Raw genomic sequence first — 23,451 nt, 5'->3', positions numbered from 1 at the left:
GGATAGGTCCCACCGTTGAAGACGGTCCCTTTTCGGGGGCCGTTTTTTGCGGTATCAGGCTGGTCTTTCAATCGGGATGAATGCGATGACGGACGCCAAGGCACCCATTGCACAGGATTTTCTGACGATACCGCGCAAGCTGGACGTAGGCGAGAAGGTCAACCTTGTCGGCCTGACCCGGCCCGCCCTGCAAGAGGCGCTGGTTGCCGCCGGCACGCCGGAAAAGCAGGCCCGGATGCGGACGAACCAGCTGTGGCAATGGGTCTATCATTGGGGCGTCCGTGATTTCGCGCTGATGACGAACCTTGCCAAGGATTATCGCGCGATGCTCGCCGATAAGTTCGAGATAACCTTGCCCGAGATTGTTTCGCGCCAGGTCAGCCAGGACGGGACGCGCAAGTACCTTGTGCGGATCGCCGGCGGGCACGAGGTCGAAACCGTCTATATCCCCGAAGAGGGGCGCGGCACGTTGTGCATCTCGAGCCAGGTTGGCTGCACGCTGACCTGTTCGTTCTGCCATACCGGCACGCAAAAGCTTGTCCGTAACCTGACGCCGTCAGAAATCGTGGGCCAGATCATGCTGGCACGTGACGATCTGGGTGAATGGCCCGAGCAGGGCGCGCCCAAGGATGAGACCCGTCTGTTGTCCAACATCGTTCTGATGGGCATGGGCGAGCCGCTCTATAACTTCGAGAATGTGCGCGACGCGATGAAGATCGCCATGGATGGCGAAGGCATCGCGCTGGGCCGTCGGCGGATCACGCTGTCCACTTCGGGCGTGGTGCCCGAGATCGCACGCACGGCCGATGAGATCGGCTGCCTTCTGGCGGTGTCGTTCCATGCGACGACGGACGAGGTGCGCGACAAGCTGGTTCCGATCAACAAGCGCTGGAATATCGAGGCGCTTCTTGATGCGCTGCGCGAATATCCCAAGGCCACGAATTCCGAGAGGATCACGTTCGAATACGTGATGCTGGACGGTGTGAACGACAGCGACGATGACGCGCGCCGTCTGGTCAAGCTTCTTGATGGCATTCCCGCCAAGGTGAACCTGATCCCGTTCAACGAATGGCCCGGTGCGCCCTATGAACGGTCGTCCAACAACCGCATCCGCGCGTTTGCCACGATCCTGATGCAGGCGGGTTACGCCAGCCCGATCCGGACGCCACGCGGCGAAGATATCATGGCTGCCTGCGGGCAGTTGAAATCGGCGACCGAACGCGCGCGCAAGAGCCGTGCCCAGATCGCGGCAGAGGCAGGACTGGATCACTCATGAAAATCACCATTGGTGGCATCGCCTTCGAGGTTCGCTCGATCCCCGAGGGGCTGCGCTCCGCGCTGCTGTCCGACCCGCAGATGGCGGCGGGCCGTTCGGCCATCGTCTGGGCCTGGGACAAGGAAACCCGCAAGGGCGAGGCACAGGTGCGCCTGTCGCCCAAAGGATCTGTTCCATTGCCCAACGGCCTGGGGTTCTTCGTGCCCAAGGCCCTGCCCGACGGCCGGATCGTCAAGAACGAAAAGCCGTCCCAGACAATGATGAAACGGTTTCTCGAGACCGTCGGCGCCAGGTCGCTGCCCGAGGTGCTTCAATCGGTTCAGACCCTGCTCAAGCTGCCGCAAAAGAGCCTGCCGCTCGGCCATTTCGCACCGCTCAATGAAATCGCGTCCTACGAGATCCTGATGCGGACGGAATTCAACGTCGTCGAACTTATCGAGCCGTCGCGCAACCTTTCGATCTATCTCTTTGTTCCGGGTCAGGTTCTCTTCGGGCACAGGATCATCGGGGATGCCACGCCAGAGGCTGAAAGCGCGATCGACGGCCCGCCGCCGGCGTTTCTGATCCCCACCTGGTCGAAGGCAAATCATTCGATCCGGATGATCGCGCTGACCCGCCGCGCCAAGGACCTGAAACCGCAGATCGAGGAGATGATGTCCGGTGAGAGGGAAAAGGATCCCGCGCTGACCCGTAGCTTTGCGTCCGTGATCGCGGAATTGCGCGGGCTGGCGCCCGAGGCGAAGGCCCCCGTCCTGCACTGACGGACGGGGACCCTCAGATCGTTCAGGCCAACAGGGCGCGGGCCTCGTCAGGTGACAGGGCTGCAGGCTGATCGCAGGTCGTCGTCAAGTCCAGCATCCGCCGTTCATCCGACGATTTCAGGATCGACAGCATCACGTCGACGGCGTGAAGCGCCAGTTCGAGGCTGCACCGATGCGGGCGCCCCTCGTCGATGGCGGTTGCCATGTCGGCAAGGCCCGCACAGCGATAGTTGGCGCGATCGTTTCCGGCATTGTCCTTGAGGTTGGTCACGCCGAAGGGATGATCGGTCGCGTCCAGCGGTGCGAAGCCACCCTGTTCGCCGGCCTTTTCCACCGTTCCGCCAAAGAAGTTGGGGTCCGGCACGATCAGCGATCCCGTTTCGCCATAGATCTCCATGTTGCGGTGGGTATGGGCCCAGATGTCCCAGCTGGCGGACAGCGTGATCGTCGCACCATTGTGGAACTCGAGCAGGGCATGGATGTTCGTCGGCGTCTTGACCGTCAGCGTCTCGCCCTTGCGATCGCCGTTGCCGATGGTGCGTTCGGCAAACGTCGTCGTGGCAAGCGCGCCCACCGATTTCACCGGTCCGACAAGCTGGATCAGGTTGGTGACGTAATACGGCCCAAGGTCCAGAACGGGGCCACCGCCGGGATTGTAGAAGAAGTCCGGGTTGGGGTGCCAGCCTTCCATCCCGTGGTTCATGACATGGGCCGTGCCACCGATGACGCGTCCGATCTCGCCCGCGTCGATCAGCGAACGCGCCTGCTGATGGGCGCCACCGAGGAAGGTATCGGGTGCCGAGCCGAGGCGCAGGCCCTTTGCGGCCGCAAGATCACGCAGCTCCTTGCCCTCGTCGATGGACAGGACAAAAGGCTTTTCCGAATAGGCGTGCTTGCCGGCCTGAAGGATCGCCTTGGTGACAGCGAAATGCGCGTCGGGGATCGTCAGGTTCACCACGACGTCGATGTCGGATGCCTTCAGAAGGTCTTCGACCGTTTCGGCCCTGACGCCGAATTCCTCGGCCTTGGCGCGGGCGGCCGACATGTTGATGTCGGCCACGGCCCGAAGGTCCAGGGATTTGAACAGAGGCGCCAGCTTGAGATAGCTGGTCGAGATATTGCCGCATCCGATGATGCCGACTCCGAGTTTGGACATGTGAGGCTCCGCTTCAGAACGCTTTGATGGATTCGAGCGACCGCTTGGCAAAGCGGGCGTCATCATTGGGGTTGTCGTGTTCGGCGACGAGATGTGTCACACCGACCTTGGCAAGCGCCTCGTTGATCTTTGGCCAGTCCATGATGCCGTGCCCCACGTCGGCCCAGCCATCCTCGTCAGCGCACTCGCCCTTGGGCGCGATGTCCTTGACGTGAACGGCGGTCAGCGACTTGCCGTATTTGCGGATCTTGGAGGCCGGATCCTTGCCCGCGATGCGCACCCATCCAAGGTCGAGTTCAAGCGAGATGCCGTCCTGCCCTGCAAGGTGATCAAGCGGGGTCTGGCCGTCGTCAAGTTCGACCAGTTCGAAATCATGGTTGTGCCAGCCATAGACGAGACCTGCGTCAAGGAACGGCTTGCCGGCCTCGGCCACGCGGGTCGCGAACGCCGCCCATCCGGCGGCATCAGACGGCCGCTGGTCGGGCGCGATATGGGGCACGATGACCTTTTCGATCCCCAGCTTCTTCACGATCTCGAGGGTCCTTGCGGGATCACCCTCGACCATATCGAGCCCGATATGGGAAGACGGCATCGACAGCCCGTTTTCGGCCATTGCGGCGGCAAGGCCATCGACGTCATCGAACAGACCGCCATAGCCCTCGACGGCGGTATACCCGGTATTTGCAAGCATCTTGAGTGTCGCCGAAACAGGTGGGAACTTGCGGGAACAATAAAGCTGATAGGCGATGGTGGTCATGATCGGGGTCTTCCTTCCGTGGTCGCCATTGTGGCGTTATATAGATCGCGCAAGATGAAGGACGGCGTGTCCGTCGGGTCCTGCGCGACAAAGGTGATCTCGGCCGGGTGGCCGGGAAAAAGGGCAAATCCGTTCAGGCTGAACCTGCCGGGGCAATCCGCCTCGGCGGTCACGAAATGGGCCAGCGCCTCTGTCCGGATCGTCAGTTTCCAGATGTCGCCGGACTTTTCGGCCGTATGGCTCAGGTTCGGCGCTTCGAGATCATAGGTCTTGTAAGGGCGCGGCGCAAAGACGTCACCTGCCATCTGTCCCGAACTGTCAGTCCAGACGAAGGTCAGCATCTCCTGATCGCCAAGCGCGCTCTCCGGCACGGTCAGCGCGGTGACGGCGCTGCCTGCCACGGTGACATCGGCCTCGGCCAGTTGCCGGGCGGTGCCCTTCATGTCGGCGGCAAAGGCGGTGACCTTGAGCTGTTCTTCGCGGGGGCCGTCGTTGACAGCGCGAAGCTCGATTCCCGTCTCGCCCGGGACCGGAATTACCGCGACGGGCCGATAGAAATCCCGCGCCATGTAATGCATCAGTTTCCAGCCGCCGCCGTGATCGAGCGATGACCACGAACAGACGGGCCAGGTATCGTTCAGCTGCCAGATCAGCGTGCCCATGCAATGCGGGCGCAGGCCGCGCCAGTGCTGCACTGCCGTCTTGATCGCAAGCCCCTGCTGCAGCTGGCTGAGCCAGACGAAATCCTCGAACTTCTCGGGCCAGCGGAAGTAGCGAAACATCGTCTCTGCAATGCGGGCATTGCCGCCCGCGTTCTTCTGGTGGCTTTCCAGAACCGGGGCCGCGATGTTGAAATCCTCGGGCCCGGCGAAGCGGCGGATCGCCTCCATCGAAGGGTAGGACTGGAACCCGAATTCGGAACAGAACCGGGGCGAGACGTCGCGGTAATGTTCGAAATCGCGGCCCTCGTGCCAGACCGACCAGAAATGCATGTCGCCCGAACCGTCGTCGTGCCAGGCATCGCCGAAACTCAGCGGTCCCGGGCTGGGCGAGGAGGGCCACCAATTGGCATGAGGATCTGTGCGGCGCAGGGCCAGTTCGACCGTGCGGTTGAGCCGGTCATAGTTCACCAGATAGCGGTCGCGATCCTTCCGGCTGACGTCATACCATGTCAGCGCGCCGATCAGTTCGTTGTCGCCGCACCACAGGGCCAGACAGGCGTGATGATGAAGGCGGGCCACGTTCTCTTCGACCTCGGCGGTGACCTCGTTTAGGAAAGCGGGGTCGGACGGGTAGAGGTTGCAGGCGAACATGAAGTCCTGCCAGACCATCAACCCCATTTCGTCGCACAGATCGTAGAACCATGACGGCTCGTATCGTCCGCCGCCCCAGATGCGGATCATGTTCATGTTCGCATCGACAGCCGATTTCAGAAGCGCCGCGACGCCCTCCTGCGTGATCTGTCCCGGGAGCGCCTCGGCAGGGATCCAGTTCGCACCCTTGGCGAAGACGTCCCGTCCGTTGACCCGAAACTTGAAGCCGAGGCCCGCCTCGTCGGGTTCGGTGATCAGATCGAGGCGGCGCAGTCCGATCCGGCGATGGGCCTTGGCCGTGCCTGCGCTGACTGTCAGATCGTAAAGCGGCTGATCGCCCTGGCCCGCGGGCCACCATAGTTTCGGGTCGGTGATCGTGATGCGCGCCCGCGCTATGCCGCCGTCGACCGACGCCGATGCGACCTGATCCGCGATTTCAAAACGCGCCTCGGTCGCGGTTCCCTCCATCTGTGCCACAAGATCAAGCGTGACGGTGCCGGCGTCGTGTCTCTGCGCGATTTCAAGCCGCGCGATCCTGTCGGCACCGGCCTTTTCGATCCGGATGTCGCCATAGATACCAAATGGCGCCAGCGCGATGTTCCAGTCCCAGCCAAAGTCGCAGGCGGGCTTGCGTAGGAAGTTCCCGAAGGGGATCGGACAATTCGTCGACCAAGGAATCTCGAAAGGATGGGCGTCCTGTTTCTTGCGCCCGGCCTCGACGGGGGAATGAAAGGTGATGGCAATTTCATTCCGCCCCGTCCGCGCGATGCCGGCGAGGGAAATCCGATAGCTTCGAAACGCATTCTCCAGCTGGGCGACTTCGGTTCCGTTGACGCTGACCGTTGCAACCGTATCGACTTGTGAAAGAACGAGGACGACATCGTCATCCTCGATCTCGAAACTTCGCGTGGCGATCCAGTCTTGTTCGCAGATCCAGCGCAGGTCGTATTCGTTTCGTCCCCAATAGGGATCGGGGATCAGGCCCGCTTGATGCAGGGCCGTTATCCCGTCTCCCGGCAGGGCGAAGTCGCAACTATGGGTGCCCTGTGCATCGCGCAATGACCAGACACCCGTCAGGTCGGCTTGTGTCACAGACGCAGCTCGCTTTGCGTATCGAACAGGGACGAGCGGGCGAGGTCGAGCCCGATCTCGAGCGAGTCACCGTGCGAAACGGTGGCCTGCCCATCCATCCGGATGCGGAACGGCTTCCCGGCCAGATCGGCCCAGACGAGCGTGTCCGAACCCATCGGTTCGACGATATCGACGTTGACGGTTGTCCGCATCGGAGCATTCGCCACCAACTCGCCGGTGATGACGTGTTCGGGGCGGATGCCGATCGTCGCGGTCTGGCCGTCGGTCTGGGGGCCGCTGAACTGGTAGCCATCGAGCGGCATCGACAGATCGCCGGCAGTGAAGGTCATGCCGTTGACCTTGCCTTGGATGAAATTCATCGACGGTGACCCGATGAAATCCGCGACATAGAGGTTCTGTGGCCGGTTATAGATCTCGTCGGGCGTGCCCAACTGCATGATCTTGCCGCCCTTCATGATCGCGATCCGGTCGGCCAGTGTCATCGCCTCGACCTGGTCGTGGGTGACGTAGATCATCGTGTTTTCAAGCTGGTTGTGCAGCCGCTTGAGTTCGACCCGAAGATCGGCGCGCAATTTGGCGTCGAGGTTGGACAGAGGCTCGTCGAAGAGGAACACATCCACATCCCGCACCAGCGCACGGCCGATCGCCACACGCTGACGCTGCCCGCCCGACAAGGCCGCAGGCTTGCGATCGAGAAGCGGCCCGATCTGCAGGACCTCGGCCGCACGGCTGACCCGGCGTTCGATCTCGTCCTTCGGCACGCGGGCATTTCTCAGACCGAAGGACAGGTTCCCGCGCACCGTCATCTGCGGATAGAGCGCGTAGGACTGGAACACCATCCCGATGCCGCGCTGCGACGGCTCGGCCCAGGTGACGTTCTCGCCCTTGATCCAGATCTGGCCATCGGTGATTTCAAGAAGGCCCGCGATGCAGTTCAGCAAGGTGGATTTGCCGCAGCCCGACGATCCCAGAAGAACGAGGAATTCGCCTTCATGGATATCGAGGTTGAGCTGCTGCAGAACCTTCACTGCCCCGAAATGCAGATCCAGGTCACGGATTTCGACGGAATTGTTGGTCATTTGGTTCAGCCTTTCACGGCGCCGGCGGCGATGCCGCGAACGAATAGTTTGCCGGAGAAGAAATACACGACGAGAGGAACAAGCCCGGTCAGAAGGGTTGCCGCCATGTTGACGTTGTATTCCTTGATCCCCTGCACCGAGTTGACGATGTTGTTGAGCTGGACGGTCATCGGGTAACTTTCGGCCCGGGTGTAGACGACCCCGAACAGGAAGTCGTTCCAGATGCCGGTGACCTGGATGATGCCCGACACCACGATGATCGGCAGGGACATGGGCAGGATGATCCGGATCAGGATCCCCCAGAAGCCCGCCCCGTCGACACGCGCCGCCTTGAACAATTCATCGGGGATCGATGCAAAGTAGTTGCGGAACAGCAGAACGTTGATCGGCAGGCCAAAGATCGTGTGCACGATCACAAGCCCCGACAACGATCCGAAAAGCTGGACACGGCCCCGGCACGCACCTTCGGCTGCGGTGAAAAGCCCGCATGTGCCCTGATAGATATCGGTCATGAAACCGCCGACTTCGCGCAGGCCGATCACAATCGGATAGAGCATCACCTGGTAAGGAATGAAGGCGCCCACGAGAAGGATCGTGAAGAAGACTTCGGAGCCTTTGAACTTCCATTTCGACAGCGTGTAGCCCGAGATCAGGGCGATCGTCATGCTGAGCAGAACCGACGGGATGAGGATCCGGACCGAGTTCCAGAATCCGCGGCTCAGCCCGTCGCAATTCACGCCGGTGCAGGCCTCGGCCCAGGCCTTGACCCAGGGCTGGAAGGTCACGTCGACCGGCGGGGAAAAGACGTTGCCCATCCGGATTTCGGCCATGTCCTTCAGCGACGTGACGATCATCACGTAAAGCGGAAGAAGGTAGTAGATCGACACGATCAACAGCGTGCCATAGAGCATGATGTTGCGCGGGCTCAGCGCGCTCTTGGGTTTCGGGCCGCGCGGGCCGTCGGACAGGCGGGGGGCGACGGATGCGGTCGCGGCGCCGGTCGCGTTCAGGGCGTCGATGTTAGCCACGCTTGCGTCCTCCGAATTCGAGAAGTGCCCAGGGGATCAGGATGATCACCACGCTCAGCAGCATCATCGTCGAGGCTGCAAAGCCCTGGCCAAGGTTCTGACCGCCGAACATGGTGGTCATGACGTATTTCGCAGGCACCTCGGACGCGATGCCCGGCCCGCCCGCGGTCTGCGCGACGACAAGGTCATACAGCTTGATGATGCCGCTGGTGATCAGCACGACGGCCGTCACGAAGACCGGACGCATCATCGGGATGATGATCTGGACATAGGTCTTGACCACGCCGATCCCGTCGACGCGGGCGGCCTTCCAGATATCTTCGTCGATGCCGCGCAGGCCTGCCAGCATGATGCACATGATCAGGCCCGTGCCCTGCCAGAGACCGGCGATCAGAAGGCCGAACATCACGATTTCAGGATCGTTCAGCGGGTTGAACGTAAAGCTCTCCCATCCCCAGCCGCGCACGATGCCCTGGATGCCGAACTCGGGGTTCAGGATCCACTGCCAGACAAGGCCGGTGACGATGAAGCTCAGCGCAAAGGGATACAGAAAGATGGTTCGGAACGTGTCCTCGAACCGGATCTTGCGATCCAGAAGGGCCGCCAGAACAAACCCGATCACAAGTGTGAAGGTGAGGCTGAAGACGCCATAGATCGCGAGGTTCTTGATCGATACGATCCATTTCGCGGTGGACCAGAGGCGTTCGTACTGATCGAGGCCAACCCAGTTCAGACGCGGCAGAAGCCCGCTGTTGGTGAAGGAATAGACAATCGTCCAGATCGTCCCGCCCATGAACACGACCACGGCGGTCAGGATCATCGGGGTCAGCGCGATCTTGGACCACAGGTTGCGGAAAAGTCGGATTGGTTTCTTTGCGGCCGCGGTCCGTCTTGTGACCGTCGTCTCACCGCTCTCGGCAATCGCCATGATGCCCTCCCTATGACAACGGGACGTCCTGTCGTCGCACGATCCCCGGCGTGAGGAGTGGGCCCCTTGCGGAGCCCACTCTCGATGTCAGAAAACGAGGCTTATCAGCTCGCGTTTTCGATGATCTGCGCATAGCGCTCCTGCACGTCGTCGATCGACATGGCAGGATCGTTCCAGAACTCGGTCATCAGGTCGTTGATCTGCGACTGAGCGTCGGGCGCGATCAGCTGGTTGCCGTCGGGCATCACGTTACCGTTGGCCAGCAGGTCGAGGCCGGTCTGCGTGCAGGCATTGACGGTCGTCAGGTCGACGTCACCACGGATCGGCAGGGAGCCTTTCGCGGAGTTGAACGAAACCTGCACCTCGGGCGACAGCAGCAGCGCTGCCATTTCCTTCTGGGCTGCTTCGATCTCGGGATCGCCGGTGACCGGGAAGTAGAAGGCGTCACCACCGGTCGACAGGATCGCGGTCTCACCAAGACCGGCAAGGCAGGTGTAGTCTTCACCTTCGACTTCGCCGGCAACCTGGAATTCGCCCTGCGCCCAGTCACCCATGATCTGTGCCGCGGCGCGGTCTTCGATCACTGCGGCGGTGGCGAGGTTCCAGTCCAGAACGTCAAGGCCTTCGGCCAGGTTACGGGCTTCGCCGAAAGCTTCGAGAACAGCACGGAATTCCGGGCTGCGCACGGCGCTGGCATCCTTGTCGCGGTTGATGCGGAACCAGAGGTCCTCGCCGGCAAGCGCGACGTTCATGACGCCGAAGGCGCCGGACTGCTGCCAGGACTGGCCGCCCATGGCGAGAGGCACGATGCCGGCTTCGCGCAGTGCGGGCGCCATGGCAACGAACTCGGTCCAGCTCGAGGGAACCTCGAGGCCGGCATTCTCGAACGCGGCGTTCGACAGCCACATCCACTGCCACGAGTGGATGTTGACGGGCGCACAATAGACGCGGCCATCGACGGTGCAGGCGTCAAGGAGGGACGGCGGGTTGACGATGTCTTCCCAGCCTTCGGCTTCGGCGACGTCGGTCAGGTCAAGCATCAGGCCCGCTTCGATCAGTTCCTCGGCCTGGCGGCCGTGGTTGAACTGGAACGCGGCCGGCGGATCGCCACCGATGATGCGCGACACCATGACCGGGCGTGCGGTATCGCCGCCACCGGCGATCGCGCCATCGATCCATGTGTGCTCGGTGCGCTCGTTGACGGCTTCGGCAAACTTGCCGACAGCGGCGGCTTCACCGCCCGAAGTCCACCAGTGCATGACCTCGAGTTCGACCGCGTTCGCGGCCGATGCAGCCGACACCATCGCGGTCGCCGCAAGCAGTTTTGTTGTCAGTTTCACGATTCTCTCCTCCCTGGTTCTAAATCGTTGTAGAAATTTCTATATCGATTTAGTTTCGTGTGGCAACATGTAATCTCGGATGATCTCAAAACCCTGTTGGCATTTGCTCTGACTGGGTTTTTCCTTAACCGATGAACGAGTCGCGGCCGGTTCGCGGGTCGCGTGGGGGAGAAGATGGCCAAGAAGCCCGAACCCGGCAGACGCCTGCAGTCGCCGATTCGCCGCGGCGAGAAGCCGACGCTGAAGACGATTTCCATGTTGAGCGGCCTTGCCGTTCCAACAGTGTCGCGCGCATTGAACGACGCGCCCGATATCGGGGCGGAAACGAAGAAACGGGTCCGACGGATTGCGGATGAAATCGGCTATGTCCCGAATCGCGCGGGTGTGCGGCTCCGGACAGGGCGGACGAATGTGATCAGCCTCGTCCTGTCGACGCAGCACGACATGATGAATCACACGGCGCGGCTGATCTCGTCGCTCGCGGGGCATCTGCGCGGCACGCAGTTTCACCTGATCGTGACGCCGTTCTTTCCCGATGAGGATCCGATGCGCCCGATCCGCTATATCGTCGAGACCGGGTCGGCGGACGCGATTGTCATGAACCAGATCGAACCTCAGGATCCGCGGGTCGCCTACCTGATGGAGAAGAAGTTTCCCTTCGCCACGCATGGCCGGTCCGACTGGCGCGATCAGCATGCCTATTTCGACTATGACAACGGGGTTTTCGGTCAATTGGCCGTTTCTGAACTGACCAAGCGGAACCGGCGGAACATCGTTCTTGTCGCGCCGCCCAAGACCCAGAACTATTCGATGGAGATGCGCGACGGCGCGATGACCATGGCGCGGGAGTTGGGCGTGCGGATGTCTGTCCTGTCTCGCGTGACAAGCGACAGCCCCGGCAGCGAAGTGATGGCCCGGGTGGCCGAGCTCCTCGATGAGCCGAATGCCCCGGACGGGATCATCTGCGGCTCTACCTCGTCGGCCATGGCGCTGATCGCCGCATTCGAAGCCAAGGGCCGCGTGATCGGGACGGATTTCGACGTCGTTTCGAAAGAAGCGATTCCGGTCCTTCAGATGTTTCGTCCACCGGTGATTGCGATGTATGAGGACGTGGCGAGAGCGGGTGAATTCCTCGCGATGGCGGCCATCGATGCGATCCGTAATCCCGATGCGCCTCCGATGCAGGAACTCGAAATACCAGGCCAGGGCCTGACACTTCAGTCAAAGGAGACGACATAGATGAGCCAGATCAAGGGTCCGGCCCTCTTCCTTGCGCAATTCGCAGGGGACGAGGCGCCGTTCAACAGCCTGCCGGCGATCACGAAGTGGGCGGCTGATCTTGGATACAAGGGCGTGCAGATCCCGACGTTCGATGGCCGGCTGTTCGATCTCGACAAGGCCGCCGAAAGTCAGACCTATTGTGACGAGGTCAAGGGAATCTGCGCCGATGCCGGTGTCGAGATCACCGAGCTTTCGACCCATCTTCAGGGACAGCTGGTCGCGGTGAACCCGGCCTATGACGTTGCCTTCGACGCCTTTGCACCCGAGGCGATGCGTGGCAATCCGGCCAAGCGGCAGGCATGGGCTGTCGATCAGGTGAAAAAGGCCGCCGTTGCCTCTGAACGGCTGGGGCTGAGTGCCTCGGTCAGCTTTACCGGTGCGCTGGCATTCCCCTATCTTTACCCATGGCCGCAGCGCCCCGACGGCCTGATCGAAGAGGCCTTTGCCGAGTTGGGCCGCCGCTGGACGCCGATCCTCAACCATTATGCCGATCACGGCGTGTCCATCGGATACGAGATTCACCCCGGCGAAGACGTTTTCGACGGCGCCACCTTCGAGATGTTCGTCGATGCCTGCGGGGGCCATGTGGCCGCGATGATCAACTATGATCCATCGCATTTCCTGCTGCAGCAGATGGATTACCTCGCGTTCATCGACCTGTATCACGACCGCATCAACGCGTTTCACGTCAAGGACGCCGAGTTCAACCCCGACGGGCGACAGGGCGTCTATTCCGGGTATCAGCCCTGGATTGACAGGGCCGGCCGGTTCCGGAGCCTTGGCGACGGGCAGGTGAACTTCCCGGCGATCTTTTCAAAGCTGACGCAATATGGATATGACAGCTGGGCGGTTCTCGAATGGGAATGCTGCATCAAGTCGCCCGAACAGGGCGCGGCAGAGGGCGCGCCGTTCATCGCGCGCCACCTGATCGACCGCGCCGACAAGGCGTTCGACGATTTCGCAGGCGGGGAACGCGACGAGGCCGCGATCCGCACCATGCTGGGACTTTGAAGAAGGACAATGACATGACGACGAAAAGACGGGTTCGCCTTGGAATGGTCGGGGGCGGGCAGGGCGCGTTCATCGGCGCAGTCCACCGCATCGCGAGCCGCATCGACGACCGCTATGACCTTGTGGCAGGAGCTTTGTCGTCCGATCCCGATCGCGCGGCAGCCAGCGCGGCCGAGCTTCTGATCGCGCCGGATCGATCCTATGCATCCTACGAGGAGATGGCCACGAAAGAGGCCGCACGCGAGGACGGGATCGACGCGGTGTCCATCGTGACGCCGAACCACATGCACGCCGGCCCCGCGATCGCCTTTCTCGAGGCCGGGATCAACGTGATCTGCGACAAGCCGCTGGCGGCCACCGCCGAACAGGCACAGCAGATCGCCGATGCCTGCAAGCGGTCCAAGGCGCGGTTCATCCTGACGCACAATTACACCGGCTATCCGCTGATGCGGCAGGCCAAGGCGATGATCGCGCGCGGTGATCTGGGCAAGATCCGCATGGTTCATGCCGAATACGTGCAGGATTGGCTGACCGAGCCCGCCTCGAACAAGCAGGCCGACTGGCGCACCGATCCGAAACAGGCGGGCGCCGGGGCGATCGGCGATATCGGGACCCATGCGTTCAACCTCGCCATGTTCGTGAGCGGCCAGACGCCCGAGGCTCTTTCGGCGGAACTGCATTCCTTTGTCGAAGGCCGGCAGGTCGACGACAACGCCCACATCCGCCTGCGGTTCGAAGGCGGCGCACGCGGCACGATCTGGGCAAGCCAGGTCGCTGTCGGAAACGAGAACGGGTTGCGCCTGCGGATTTATGGCGACAAGGCCGGCCTCGAATGGGGCCAGGAAAACCCCAACGTCATGACCTTTGCCCGGTTCGGAGAGCCCAAGCAGCTGATCACCCGCGGCGGTGCTGGCCTTGGCGGCGGTGCAGCTCAATGGACCCGTATCCCGCCCGGTCACCCGGAGGGCTATCTCGAAGGGTTCGCGAACCTCTATACCGATGCGGCCGACGTCATCCTTGGCGAGGGCGATGGCAGCTATCTGCCCGGGATCGAAGACGGTCTCGACGGCATGTGGTTCATCGAGGCCTGCCAGAAATCCTCGGCGGCCGACGGAAGCTGGATTGCCCGATAACAAGATCAGACCGCAACAGACACCATGACGTCTGTTGCGGTCGTCGCCGCTATCCGCGCCCGGGAATGACGTCGCGCTTCTGACCGGCGCCGGGCCAGTCATCTATCGCTGCAATCGCCTCTTCCGCCGTTTCGACGAACCGGAACAGCTTGAGATCGTCTTCCGAAATGGTGCCGGCCTCGGCGAGCGCATCCCAATTGATGATCTTTTCCCAGAATGTGCGTCCGAACAGGAGGAACGGCACCTGCTGCATCCGGCCGGTCTGGATCAGGGTCAGCGATTCGAACATCTCGTCCAACGTGCCGAAACCGCCGGGAAAGATGCAGATCGCCCGGGCCCGCATCAGGAAATGCATCTTCCGGATCGCGAAATAGTGGAAATTGAAGCACAGCTCTGGGGTGACGTATTCGTTGGGCGCCTGCTCGTGCGGCAGAACGATATTCAGCCCGATGGATTTGCCGCCCGCCTCGGACGCGCCCCGGTTGCCCGCCTCCATGACGCCGGGCCCGCCCCCCGTGACGATCACGTTCTCGGACCCGTTCGTGTGGGATGACCTCTCGGTGATCAGGCGCGCGAATTTGCGGGCCTCGTCGTAGTAGGACGACAGGTCGGCAAGCGTCTGGGTTCGGGCTTTGCCCTTCTTGGCGGGCTCGGGAATGCGGGCGCCGCCGAACATCACGATGGTCGAGACGACGCCGGCCTCGTTCATCAGCATTTCGGGCTTGAGCAGCTCCAGTTGAAGCCGCACGGGGCGGAGCTCTTCGCGGCAAAGGAAATCGTCATCCGAAAAGGCAAGCCGGTACGACGGTGCTATCGTTTGCGGTGTCTCGGGGACCCCGCGGGCCGTGATGCTGTCTTCGTGGCTGTCGCGGAACAGGTGGCGTCTGGTATCGTCTTTCATCACTGATCATCCTTGCCGGTTACCGGGAAGTGATGGCAGGGTCGCTCGGTCTTGTCCAATCACGAGGGGCCTCTTCCATGAGCAGCCGTACCGATGTCGAGGCCGCGTTCGCCCGCATCCGCCCACATGTCCGGCGGACCCCGGTCATGGTCGTGAACGATATTCTCGAGGATCGGGAGCTTGAGCTGAAGTTCGAGCATGTCCAGGTTACCGGGTCGTTCAAGCCGCGTGGCGCCTTCAACACGCTGCTTTCGGGGGAGGTGCCGGAAGGCGGGGTCGTCGCGGCATCTGGCGGCAATCACGGCGCGGCTGTGGCCCATGCCGCGACGCGCCTTGGCCACCATGCCGCGATCTTCGTGCCCGAGATTGCAGGCCCTGAAAAGATTGCCCTGATCCGCGAGACGGGTGCCGATCTGACCGTGTTGCCCGGCGCCTATGTCGACGCCTACAAGGCCGCACAAGAGTATCAGGCACGCACCGGTGCAATGCAGATCCACGCCTATGACACGCCCGAGACGGTGGCCGGTCAGGGCACCGTCATGGCGGAATGGGAGGAGCAGGGCCTTGCGGCCGATACGATCCTCATCGCCGTGGGCGGTGGCGGCCTGATCGCCGGGGCGCTCGCCTGGATCGGGACACGGCGCAAGGTCGTCGGGGTCGAACCCGTTCTGGCCCCGTCGCTGAACCGTGCCCTGCACGAGGGGCAGCCTGTCGATGTCGAGGTGTCGGGCATTGCCGCCAACGCGCTGGGGGCCCAACGGATCGGCCGCATCTGCTTTGATCTGGCAAAGGCGACGGGCATGCCGTCGGTTCTGGTCGAAGACGCGGATATCCTCGCGGCCCAGCACCTGTTGTGGCGGAGGCTTCGTCAGGTGGTCGAGCCTGCGGGGGCGACGGCGCTTGCGGCGCTTATCAGCGGTGCATACAAGCCCGAGCCCGGGGAGCGGGTTGCGGTTCTGCTGTGCGGGGCAAACCCCTCCACCTCGCCCTATCCGGCGACGAACTCAGAGCGGGCATAGCCCTGCAGGAACAGAAGCGCTGTCAGATCGCCGTGGTTGATCCGGATGCGCGCCTGCGCCTGAACCGAGGGCTTTGCATGCAGGGCGACCCCCGTTCCAGCCAGCTGCAACATGCCAAGATCGTTGGCGCCGTCACCCACTGCGATCGCATCCGCGGGCGTGATGGATAGACGCTCCGAGATCTCCTCGAGAGCCGTGACCTTTGCCTCGCGACCGAGGATCGGATCGCCGGGCTTGCCGGTCAGAACGCCATGCTCTTCCAGCAGGGTGTTGGCGCGGTTTTCATGAAACCCGAGCCGCTGGGCGATGGGCCCCGTGAACCGTGTGAACCCGCCTGAGACAAGCGCGGCATAGGCCCCGTTTGCCCGCATGGTCGCGACAAGCTCTGGTCCGCCCGGCATCAGCGTGATGCGGTCTTGAAGAACCTTGGTGATGATCGAAACCGGAAGTCCCGCAAGAAGGCCCACCCGTTCGCGCAACGCATCTTCGAAATCCAGCTCCCCGTTCATGGCGCGGGCCGTGATTGCGGCGACCCGCTCGCCGACCCCGGCCTCGGCGGCCAGTTCGTCGATGCATTCCTGCTGGATCATGGTCGAATCCATGTCCGCGATCAGGATGCGTTTGCGGCGGCTTTCGGATCGCTGGATTGCCAGATCCACGGAAGAGGCCTGCAGGGTTTGCCAGACATCGTCCTCATGCGCGGGGCGCGTCTCGATTTCGAACTCCGCCGCCTCATCGGGTGACAGCCAGTCCAGATCGCGGCCGCCCCAGGCGTTGCGAAGGGAGGTGGCGAGTTCGGGATCAAGCCGCCCCGGAGGTGCGATCAGCGAGACGGTGAACATCGGCAGGTTTCCTATCGTGAACAGACACGTCGCTTTCAGGCGATCGAACGGCGGTCTAGCGACATTTTGGCTGTTGTGGAAGGCCGGCCTTCGCCGTATCAGCGGCGGCGGGACACCCCTCCCCAACGAGGGGCGATTATCTGTAAGGATACCAGAAATGGCGATCAAAACCCCGGCCACGCGGCCGGCCAACCCGCGTTTTTCGTCCGGCCCCTGTGCCAAACCCCCCACATGGACACCCGAAGCCGTAGCCGACGCGCCCCTTGGGCGGTCGCATCGCGCCGCGATCGGCAAGGAGCGCCTCAAGCGCGCGATTGACCTCACGGCCGAGATTCTGGGCGTGCCCGATGGTTACCGCGTCGGCATCGTGCCGGCCTCTGACACCGGCGCCGTCGAGATGGCGATGTGGACGATGCTGGGCGAACGCCCCGTCGAGATGGTCGCATGGGAAAGCTTTGGCGAAGGCTGGGTCACCGACGCGGTCAAGCAGCTCAGGCTGGATGCCAATGTGCATCGCGCCGATTACGGGCACATCGTCGATATGGCCGCGCTGAATTATGATCGCGACGTCGTCTTTACGTGGAATGGAACCACATCCGGCGTTCGGATGCCCGATGGCGATGCGATCCCGGCGGATCGCGCAGGCCTGACGATCTGCGACGCCACGAGTGCCGCCTTCGCGCAGGATCTGCCCTGGGACAAGCTCGATGTGACGACCTTTTCCTGGCAGAAGGTGATGGGCGGCGAGGCCGCGCACGGGATGCTGATCCTCAGCCCCCGCGCAGTCGAACGGCTGGAAAGCTATACGCCCGACAGACCGCTTCCCAAGATCTTTCGCCTGACCAAGGGCGGCAAGCTCATCGACGGCATCTTCCGGGGCGAGACGATCAACACGCCATCGATGATGGCGGTTGAGGATTACCTCTTTGCGCTCGACTGGGCGCAATCGATCGGTGGCCTCGCGGCCCTGCAGGCCCGGGCCGACGCGAATGCGCAGGCGATCTGGGATTTCTGCGACTCCCGCGACTGGATCGCGAACCTGGCCGAGGATCCGGCGACCAGGTCGAACACCAGCGTTTGCCTGAAGTTCACCGATCCCGCGATCGCGGATGGCGCGGCCTTCGCCAAGGCGGTGGCCAAGCGCCTCGAGGCCGAAGGCGTCGCGCTCGACATCGGCGCCTATCGCGATGCGCCGGCAGGTCTGCGCATCTGGTGCGGCGCCACGGTCGAGACCGCCGACATCGAGGCGATGCTGCCGTGGCTCGACTGGGCCTTCCACGCTGAAATCGAGGCGCAGGCCCAAGCCGCCTGAGCCCGATTTCCTATCAGGAAATCGTCCCGGACTCTTTCAAAGAGTCCGGTCCCCCCTCTTCAAACGTTCAAGGACCAGATACATGGCTCCCAAGGTTCTCATCTCCGACAAACTTTCCGACGCGGCCGTCCAGATCTTCCGGGATCGCGGGATCGAGGTCGATTTCCGGCCCGAACTCGGCAAGGACAAGGACGCGCTTCTTGCGGTGATCGGCGACTATGATGGTCTGGCCATCCGGTCGGCCACCAAGGCAACCGAAAAGCTGATCGCCGCTGCGGACAATCTCAAGGTCATCGGCCGTGCCGGGATCGGCACCGACAACATCGACAAGGAAGCGGCCTCCAAGAAGGGCATCATCGTGATGAACACGCCCTTCGGCAACATGGTGACAACTGCCGAACATGCCATCGCGATGATGTTCGCCGTCGCCCGCCAGATCCCTGAGGCGAGCACCTCCACCCATGCGGGCAAATGGGAAAAGTCGAAGTTCATGGGCGTCGAACTGACTGGCAAGACGCTGGGCGTGATCGGAGCCGGGAACATCGGCTCCATTGTCTGTGACAGGGCCCGCGGTCTGAAGATGAAGGTCATCGCCTATGATCCCTTCCTCAGCGAGGAGCGGGCGACCGAAATCGGTGTCGAGAAGGTCGAGCTGGAAACGCTGCTGTCCCGGGCCGATTTCATCACGCTTCACGTGCCGCTGACCGATGCCACCCGCAACATCCTCAGCCGCGAAAACCTCGAGAAGACGAAGAAGGGCGTCCGCATCATCAACTGTGCCCGTGGCGGTCTGGTCGATGAGGCCGCGCTTGCCGACCTTCTGAAGTCCGGCCACGTCGCCGGCGCGGCGTTTGATGTGTTTTCCGAGGAACCCGCAACGCAGAACCCGCTTTTCGATCTGCCCAACGTCGTCTGCACCCCGCACCTTGGGGCCGCAACATCGGAGGCGCAGGAGAACGTGGCGCTTCAGGTGGCCGAACAGATGGCCGACTACCTGCTGACGGGCGCGGTGCAGAACGCGCTCAACATGCCGTCGGTCACCGCCGAAGAGGCCAAGATCATGGGCCCGTGGATCAAGCTTGCCGGTCATCTGGGCAATTTCATCGGCCAGATGACGGACGAGCCGATCAAGGCGATCAACATCCTCTATGACGGCGAGGCGAGCGAGATGAACCTCGCCGCCCTGACCTCCGCCACCGTGGCCGGGATCATGGCAAGCACCAACCCGGATGTGAACATGGTCTCGGCTCCGGTCATCGCCAAGGAACGCGGCATCCGGATTTCGACGACGAAACAGGATCAGTCCGGCGCCTTCGAGGGCTATATAAAGGTGACGGTCGTCACGACCAAGCGCGAGCGGTCGATCGGGGGCACCGTCTTCTCCGACGGAAAGCCGCGCTTCATCCAGATCAAGGGCATCAATATCGACGCCGAGATCGGGGCGCACATGGTTTACACGACCAACGAAGACGTGCCCGGCATCATCGGGACGCTGGGTCAGACGATGGGCGAAAACGGCGTCAACATCGCGAATTTCACCCTTGGGCGGACCGCCGAAAAGGGCGAAGCGATTGCCCTTCTCTATGTCGATGAGCAGGTCCCAGAGGCGGTTCTGGACAAGCTGCGCGCCACCGGCCTGTTCCGGCAGGTCAAGGCGCTTCAGTTCGACGTCGCCTGATGACATGGCGGGCCGGGAGCATGGCTTCCGGCCCGGCCACCCCTCCGCGACGTGTCGTGGATGGCGGTGCTAAAGGATATGGCCCGACTTCCGGGCCTTGGTCTGCAGATAGGCGGTGTTGAACCGGTTCTCACCAACCTTGAGAGGGACGCGTTCCGTCACTTCCAACCCGCAGCTTTCCATGCGGTCGACCTTCGCGGGATTGTTCGTCATCAGCCTGACCCGAGAAAAGCCAAGCTTTTCCAAGAGCGCGGCGCCGATCCTGAAATCCCGTTCGTCGTCTTCGAACCCCAGACGATGGTTTGCCTCGACGGTGTCGAACCCCTGATCCTGAAGCGAATAGGCCCGCATCTTGTTGGCCAGTCCGATGCCGCGGCCTTCCTGGTTGAGGTACAGCAGAACCCCCGACCCTTCGGCCCCCATCTGGGCGAGTGCCGCGCGCAGCTGGGGCCCGCAATCGCATTTCAGGCTGCCAAGCAAGTCGCCGGTGAAACAGGCCGAGTGCAGCCGTGCAAGCACCGGGGCCGATCTGTCCGGATGCCCGATCTCCACTGCGTAATGCTCCTCTCCGCCGTCTTCTGGGCGGAAGACGTGAAGCCGTCCCGCCTCTGACACCTCGAGAGGCACGCGGGCCGAGACGACGGAATGGAGCGGAGACATGCCCGTATCCAGCGCGGCCGCCACGGGCAGTTCGGTCAGGGCGTGGTCGCGGGCAAAGCTGGCGGGATCGGAAAGAAGAACCACGAGGGCCGCCGGCAGGATGCGCGCGGCCTTCGTCAGGTTGAGCGCTGCGCGATGCAAGGTGGCGTCGCCTCCACGCAGGCAGGTGAATGGCCCCTTCATGGGTGTGTCGAGGTCGCCCGCGGGATCGGCCACGCCACGCACCCAGCCAAGCGTCGCATCCGGCGGCAGGGCGATGCGCGCAAGGTCCCCGTCATAGACGCGGGCGCGCAGCGTCTCGGCGCGGCGCGCGGTGATGGTCAACGCGGCGTCGGTGCCTTGTCCGGCGAATTGCCGCACACGGTCTGCCCCCGCTGTTTCAGCGGCAAGCACCAGCGCGCCGGTTCCATCCTCGGCGATCAACACCACCGGCACACCCATGCGGAGGTCCGACCGGGCGCGGGCCAGCCGTTCTGTCAGGTCGGGTGCAAAGCTCATCTTGGGGTGGGACCTTTCGTTTCGTGTCAGTCGATAGCGCCAAACCGGCGGAAATGAAACAAATCCCGCCCCTCCGACACGAGCGCGTGAGCGGAATGCAGCATAGCTTGCCTGAACATAGTGCGCGCCTCATCTCTGGTGAGAACAAAGCGGAGAAAGTCATGGCTCAGTTGAAGAAAATCCTGCTTGTCGATGATGACGACGATCTGCGCGAAGCGCTGAGCGAGCAATTGATGATGACCGAGGACTTCGACGTCTTCGAAGCGGTCGACGGTGCCGACGCGATGGCCAAGACCAAGGCAGGGCTTTTCGATCTGGTGATCCTCGACGTGGGCCTGCCCGACACCGATGGCCGGGAGCTGTGCCGCGTGATGCGCAAGACAGGGGTAAAGTGCCCCGTTCTGATGCTGACAGGGCATGACAGCGACAGCGATACGATCCTTGGCCTTGATGCCGGGGCCAATGATTACGTGACCAAGCCGTTCAAGTTCCCGGTTCTGCTGGCGCGCATCAGGGCCCAGTTGCGGACCCATGAGCAATCCGAAGACGCGGTGTTCCAGCTTGGCCCCTACACGTTCAAGCCGGCCCAGAAGATGCTGATCACCGAGGACGACAGAAAGGTTCGCCTGACCGAAAAGGAGACGAACATCCTGAAGTATCTCTACCGCTCGACCGAAGGGATCGTCCCGCGCGATGTGCTCTTGCACGAGGTCTGGGGCTATAACGCTGGGGTCACGACGCACACGCTCGAGACGCATATCTACCGGCTCCGCCAGAAAATAGAGCCCGATCCTTCAAACGCACGGCTCCTCGTGACCGAATCCGGAGGCTATCGGCTGGTGGCCTGACGTCCCCGGACTTGTTCGCCGCAAGTGACAATTTTGCAAAACGAAGCCATATTGTTGTCCAGATGACGTGTTTTGTTAATCGTATTGGACGCTTTTGATTCTAGATTGAACCAGCGGCGTCGACGGAATCCCTCGGTGGCGGGGTCAAGCCATCACCTCCCTGTTGGACTTGCCCGGGTTTCGACCCGGGCTTTTTTTGTCCGAAGCCTGCGTCCGGGATAATTTTTCAGCATTGGCGAGTTCCCGACCCTGTGTCTATTGTTCCTTATGAATTTATTAAAGTTCATGAGTTTTCGATAAGAGGGAAAGGTATCGATGCTTAATTCACTGAAAGTCGCAGTAACCGCGCTGGCCCTGTCGGTTGCCGCGGCCCCTGTCATCGCGCAGACCGTGGACCTGCGGTTCGTCAACAGAAGTGGGCAAAACGTCGTCGCGCTTCAGACCTCTGCGTCAAGCAACCCGAACTGGGAAGCCGATCTGTTTCAGGGGCGTGTTCTGGGCCCGGGTCAGACATTCAGCCTGCGGATCAACCGTCTGGCCGATTGCTCCTACGATGTAAGAGCCCTTCTGGCGAATGGCGTCTGGTCGACGGGCACCTTCGACATCTGTTCCACAACGACAATCAACATCCGCTGAGTCGTCCATTGATGTCGCTGCGGGCCATCCGGCCCGTGGCGATCAATCGCGTTGCGGTGAATGCAGGCTCGGCCTAGGGTCCGCCCTCGAACAGAGTTGGAGCGGATCGCATGCCTTTCACCCTTGCCACATGGAACATCAATTCCGTCCGCCTGCGCGAGGGGCTTGTTCTGCGTCTTCTGGAAGAAGAGCGCCCAGATATCCTGTGCCTGCAGGAATGCAAAAGCCCGGTCGACAAGATACCGACCGACGGCTTCAGAGCGCTGGGCTATACCCACATGATCGCGCGGGGCCAGAAGGGCTATAACGGCGTCGCGATCCTGTCGAAGTTGCCGATCGAAGAGGTCGGCGCCGAAGATCATGCGGCCCTTGGCCATGCACGGCACATCGCCGGCCGGCTGGAAAATGGCGTGACGATCCACAATTACTATGTGCCCGCCGGCGGCGATGTTCCTGACCGCGACAAGAACGACAAGTTCGGACAAAAGCTCGACTACCTGACAGACATGCGCGACCAGTTCCACGCCGATCGTCCTGCCCGGTCGATCCTCGTGGGCGATCTGAATATTGCGCCGCGCGAAGATGACGTCTGGAACCACAAGCAGCTGCTCAAGGTGGTCAGCCATACGCCGATCGAGGTCGAGCATCTTGCGCAGACTCAGGATGCGGGCGGCTGGGTCGACGTGACCCGCGCCGATATCCCCGATGGCAACCTCTATAGCTGGTGGTCCTACAGATCCCCCGATTGGGACGCCGCCGACAAGGGCCGGCGGCTCGATCATGTCTGGGCCACGTCAGATATCGCGCAGGCCGGCGGAGGAAGCCGGATCCTCCGGCATGTGCGGGGCTGGGAGAAGCCCAGCGATCACGCGCCGGTTCTGGCGACCTTCGATCTTTGACGC

The 23,451-nt window shown here is 62.3% G+C and carries 21 protein-coding genes; 11 read left to right on the top strand and 10 right to left on the bottom strand.

Annotated elements, in window-relative coordinates; translation table 11 throughout:
- The first annotated feature begins 85 nt into the window (after positions 1 to 85).
- Together rlmN and EP376_RS10080 are read left to right on the top strand one after the other, a co-directional pair.
- Positions 86 to 1,276, top strand: a complete 1,191-nt coding sequence (gene rlmN / locus EP376_RS10085) for a dual-specificity RNA methyltransferase RlmN (protein WP_127655412.1) — start codon at positions 86 to 88, stop codon at positions 1,274 to 1,276.
- Positions 1,273 to 2,037 (top strand): hypothetical protein, encoded by a 765-nt coding sequence (locus EP376_RS10080; protein ID WP_127655411.1) that lies wholly within the window; start codon positions 1,273 to 1,275, stop codon positions 2,035 to 2,037. Before rlmN ends, EP376_RS10080 begins: the two co-directional genes overlap by 4 nt.
- Positions 2,038 to 2,059: 22 nt before the next feature.
- On the opposite strand, the gene EP376_RS10075 is transcribed toward EP376_RS10080, so the two are convergent.
- From EP376_RS10075 to EP376_RS10045, 7 genes are all read right to left on the bottom strand, one after another.
- On the bottom strand, positions 2,060 to 3,193 hold the full coding sequence (locus tag EP376_RS10075; protein WP_127655410.1) for a Gfo/Idh/MocA family protein: 1,134 nt from the start codon (positions 3,191 to 3,193) through the stop codon (positions 2,060 to 2,062).
- Positions 3,194 to 3,206: 13 nt separating this feature from the next.
- Positions 3,207 to 3,950 (bottom strand): sugar phosphate isomerase/epimerase family protein, encoded by a 744-nt coding sequence (locus tag EP376_RS10070; protein WP_127655409.1) that lies wholly within the window; start codon positions 3,948 to 3,950, stop codon positions 3,207 to 3,209.
- Positions 3,947 to 6,355 (bottom strand): beta-mannosidase, encoded by a 2,409-nt coding sequence (locus tag EP376_RS10065; protein ID WP_127655408.1) that lies wholly within the window; start codon positions 6,353 to 6,355, stop codon positions 3,947 to 3,949. The genes EP376_RS10070 and EP376_RS10065 overlap by 4 nt, the downstream gene beginning before the upstream one ends.
- The gene (locus EP376_RS10060) at positions 6,352 to 7,434 is read right to left on the bottom strand and encodes an ABC transporter ATP-binding protein (protein ID WP_127655407.1); all 1,083 of its coding nucleotides are present in this window, start codon (positions 7,432 to 7,434) and stop codon (positions 6,352 to 6,354) included. The genes EP376_RS10065 and EP376_RS10060 overlap by 4 nt, the downstream gene beginning before the upstream one ends.
- 5 nt (positions 7,435 to 7,439) lie before the next feature.
- Positions 7,440 to 8,345 carry a carbohydrate ABC transporter permease gene (locus EP376_RS10055; protein WP_203331002.1) on the bottom strand — a complete coding sequence of 302 codons (906 nt, stop codon included), beginning with the start codon at positions 8,343 to 8,345 and terminating at the stop codon, positions 7,440 to 7,442.
- Between the two features lie 109 nt (positions 8,346 to 8,454).
- The gene (locus EP376_RS10050; protein ID WP_127655405.1) at positions 8,455 to 9,390 is read right to left on the bottom strand and encodes a carbohydrate ABC transporter permease; all 936 of its coding nucleotides are present in this window, start codon (positions 9,388 to 9,390) and stop codon (positions 8,455 to 8,457) included.
- A 104-nt stretch (positions 9,391 to 9,494) separates the two neighbouring features.
- Complete coding sequence (locus EP376_RS10045) at positions 9,495 to 10,730, bottom strand: ABC transporter substrate-binding protein (RefSeq protein ID WP_240652449.1); 1,236 nt, start codon at positions 10,728 to 10,730, stop codon at positions 9,495 to 9,497.
- Between the two features lie 174 nt (positions 10,731 to 10,904).
- On the opposite strand from EP376_RS10045, the gene EP376_RS10040 reads away from it, so the two are divergent.
- From EP376_RS10040 to EP376_RS10030, 3 genes are read left to right on the top strand one after another with little or no spacing between them, the layout of a single operon-like run.
- Entirely contained in the window at positions 10,905 to 11,969 is a 1,065-nt protein-coding gene (locus EP376_RS10040) for a LacI family transcriptional regulator (protein WP_127655404.1), read from the top strand.
- Positions 11,970 to 13,022, top strand: coding sequence for a sugar phosphate isomerase/epimerase family protein (locus EP376_RS10035; RefSeq protein WP_127655403.1), 1,053 nt, complete (start codon positions 11,970 to 11,972; stop codon positions 13,020 to 13,022).
- 14 nt (positions 13,023 to 13,036) lie between these two features.
- A complete protein-coding gene (locus EP376_RS10030; protein ID WP_164744901.1) occupies positions 13,037 to 14,155 on the top strand; it encodes a Gfo/Idh/MocA family protein in 1,119 nt (372 codons plus the stop codon).
- Between the two features lie 49 nt (positions 14,156 to 14,204).
- On the opposite strand, the gene EP376_RS10025 is transcribed toward EP376_RS10030, so the two are convergent.
- Positions 14,205 to 15,056 (bottom strand): LOG family protein, encoded by an 852-nt coding sequence (locus EP376_RS10025; protein ID WP_127655402.1) that lies wholly within the window; start codon positions 15,054 to 15,056, stop codon positions 14,205 to 14,207.
- 77 nt (positions 15,057 to 15,133) lie between these two features.
- On the opposite strand from EP376_RS10025, the gene EP376_RS10020 reads away from it, so the two are divergent.
- Positions 15,134 to 16,075: a threonine/serine dehydratase gene (locus tag EP376_RS10020; RefSeq protein ID WP_127655401.1), complete on the top strand. Its 942-nt coding sequence runs from the start codon at positions 15,134 to 15,136 to the stop codon at positions 16,073 to 16,075.
- Here EP376_RS10020 and serB read toward each other — a convergent pair.
- Positions 16,045 to 16,917 carry a phosphoserine phosphatase SerB gene (gene serB, locus EP376_RS10015; RefSeq protein WP_127655400.1) on the bottom strand — a complete coding sequence of 291 codons (873 nt, stop codon included), beginning with the start codon at positions 16,915 to 16,917 and terminating at the stop codon, positions 16,045 to 16,047. The two genes, EP376_RS10020 and serB, sit on opposite strands and share 31 nt — an antisense overlap.
- A gap of 157 nt (positions 16,918 to 17,074) precedes the next feature.
- Here serB and EP376_RS10010 point away from each other — a divergent pair, with 157 nt between their 5' ends.
- Complete coding sequence (locus EP376_RS10010; protein ID WP_127655399.1) at positions 17,075 to 18,229, top strand: phosphoserine transaminase; 1,155 nt, start codon at positions 17,075 to 17,077, stop codon at positions 18,227 to 18,229.
- Positions 18,230 to 18,311: 82 nt separating this feature from the next.
- The gene (gene serA, locus EP376_RS10005; RefSeq protein WP_127655398.1) at positions 18,312 to 19,907 is read left to right on the top strand and encodes a phosphoglycerate dehydrogenase; all 1,596 of its coding nucleotides are present in this window, start codon (positions 18,312 to 18,314) and stop codon (positions 19,905 to 19,907) included.
- A gap of 69 nt (positions 19,908 to 19,976) precedes the next feature.
- Here the strand turns inward: serA and ribA are convergent, their stop codons facing one another.
- On the bottom strand, positions 19,977 to 21,065 hold the full coding sequence (gene ribA, locus EP376_RS10000; RefSeq protein ID WP_127655397.1) for a GTP cyclohydrolase II: 1,089 nt from the start codon (positions 21,063 to 21,065) through the stop codon (positions 19,977 to 19,979).
- Between the two features lie 161 nt (positions 21,066 to 21,226).
- Between ribA and EP376_RS09995 the strand changes: the two genes are divergently transcribed.
- From EP376_RS09995 to EP376_RS09985, 3 genes are all read left to right on the top strand, one after another.
- Entirely contained in the window at positions 21,227 to 21,913 is a 687-nt protein-coding gene (locus EP376_RS09995; RefSeq protein WP_127655396.1) for a response regulator transcription factor, read from the top strand.
- 315 nt (positions 21,914 to 22,228) lie between these two features.
- Positions 22,229 to 22,549, top strand: coding sequence for a hypothetical protein (locus tag EP376_RS09990; protein WP_127655395.1), 321 nt, complete (start codon positions 22,229 to 22,231; stop codon positions 22,547 to 22,549).
- Positions 22,550 to 22,659: 110 nt separating this feature from the next.
- Positions 22,660 to 23,448 (top strand): exodeoxyribonuclease III, encoded by a 789-nt coding sequence (locus tag EP376_RS09985; protein WP_127655394.1) that lies wholly within the window; start codon positions 22,660 to 22,662, stop codon positions 23,446 to 23,448.
- The last annotated feature ends 3 nt before the right edge of the window (positions 23,449 to 23,451 follow it).

Source organism: Alexandriicola marinus (genome assembly GCF_004000435.1).
Taxonomy (GTDB): domain Bacteria; phylum Pseudomonadota; class Alphaproteobacteria; order Rhodobacterales; family Rhodobacteraceae; genus Alexandriicola; species Alexandriicola marinus.
The sequence above is the reverse complement of the archived record's forward strand: the minus strand, read 5'-3'. Positions and strand labels throughout refer to the sequence as shown.

Excerpts from the sequence above, each read along its gene's own strand:
- serB (WP_127655400.1), bottom strand. The coding sequence starts at position 16,917 with ATGTTCACCGTCTCGCTGATCGCACCTCCGGGGCGGCTTGATCCCGAA.
- EP376_RS10055 (WP_203331002.1), bottom strand. The coding sequence starts at position 8,345 with ATGCTCTATGGCACGCTGTTGATCGTGTCGATCTACTACCTTCTTCCG.
- EP376_RS10040 (WP_127655404.1), top strand. The coding sequence starts at position 10,905 with ATGGCCAAGAAGCCCGAACCCGGCAGACGCCTGCAGTCGCCGATTCGC.
- serA (WP_127655398.1), top strand. The coding sequence starts at position 18,312 with ATGGCTCCCAAGGTTCTCATCTCCGACAAACTTTCCGACGCGGCCGTC.
- EP376_RS10010 (WP_127655399.1), top strand. The coding sequence starts at position 17,075 with ATGGCGATCAAAACCCCGGCCACGCGGCCGGCCAACCCGCGTTTTTCG.
- EP376_RS10080 (WP_127655411.1), top strand. The coding sequence starts at position 1,273 with ATGAAAATCACCATTGGTGGCATCGCCTTCGAGGTTCGCTCGATCCCC.
- EP376_RS10070 (WP_127655409.1), bottom strand. The coding sequence starts at position 3,950 with ATGACCACCATCGCCTATCAGCTTTATTGTTCCCGCAAGTTCCCACCT.
- EP376_RS10060 (WP_127655407.1), bottom strand. The coding sequence starts at position 7,434 with ATGACCAACAATTCCGTCGAAATCCGTGACCTGGATCTGCATTTCGGG.
- EP376_RS10025 (WP_127655402.1), bottom strand. The coding sequence starts at position 15,056 with ATGAAAGACGATACCAGACGCCACCTGTTCCGCGACAGCCACGAAGAC.
- EP376_RS10035 (WP_127655403.1), top strand. The coding sequence starts at position 11,970 with ATGAGCCAGATCAAGGGTCCGGCCCTCTTCCTTGCGCAATTCGCAGGG.
- EP376_RS09990 (WP_127655395.1), top strand. The coding sequence starts at position 22,229 with ATGCTTAATTCACTGAAAGTCGCAGTAACCGCGCTGGCCCTGTCGGTT.
- EP376_RS10030 (WP_164744901.1), top strand. The coding sequence starts at position 13,037 with ATGACGACGAAAAGACGGGTTCGCCTTGGAATGGTCGGGGGCGGGCAG.
- ribA (WP_127655397.1), bottom strand. The coding sequence starts at position 21,065 with ATGAGCTTTGCACCCGACCTGACAGAACGGCTGGCCCGCGCCCGGTCG.
- EP376_RS10020 (WP_127655401.1), top strand. The coding sequence starts at position 15,134 with ATGAGCAGCCGTACCGATGTCGAGGCCGCGTTCGCCCGCATCCGCCCA.
- EP376_RS09985 (WP_127655394.1), top strand. The coding sequence starts at position 22,660 with ATGCCTTTCACCCTTGCCACATGGAACATCAATTCCGTCCGCCTGCGC.
- EP376_RS09995 (WP_127655396.1), top strand. The coding sequence starts at position 21,227 with ATGGCTCAGTTGAAGAAAATCCTGCTTGTCGATGATGACGACGATCTG.
- EP376_RS10050 (WP_127655405.1), bottom strand. The coding sequence starts at position 9,390 with ATGGCGATTGCCGAGAGCGGTGAGACGACGGTCACAAGACGGACCGCG.
- rlmN (WP_127655412.1), top strand. The coding sequence starts at position 86 with ATGACGGACGCCAAGGCACCCATTGCACAGGATTTTCTGACGATACCG.
- EP376_RS10075 (WP_127655410.1), bottom strand. The coding sequence starts at position 3,193 with ATGTCCAAACTCGGAGTCGGCATCATCGGATGCGGCAATATCTCGACC.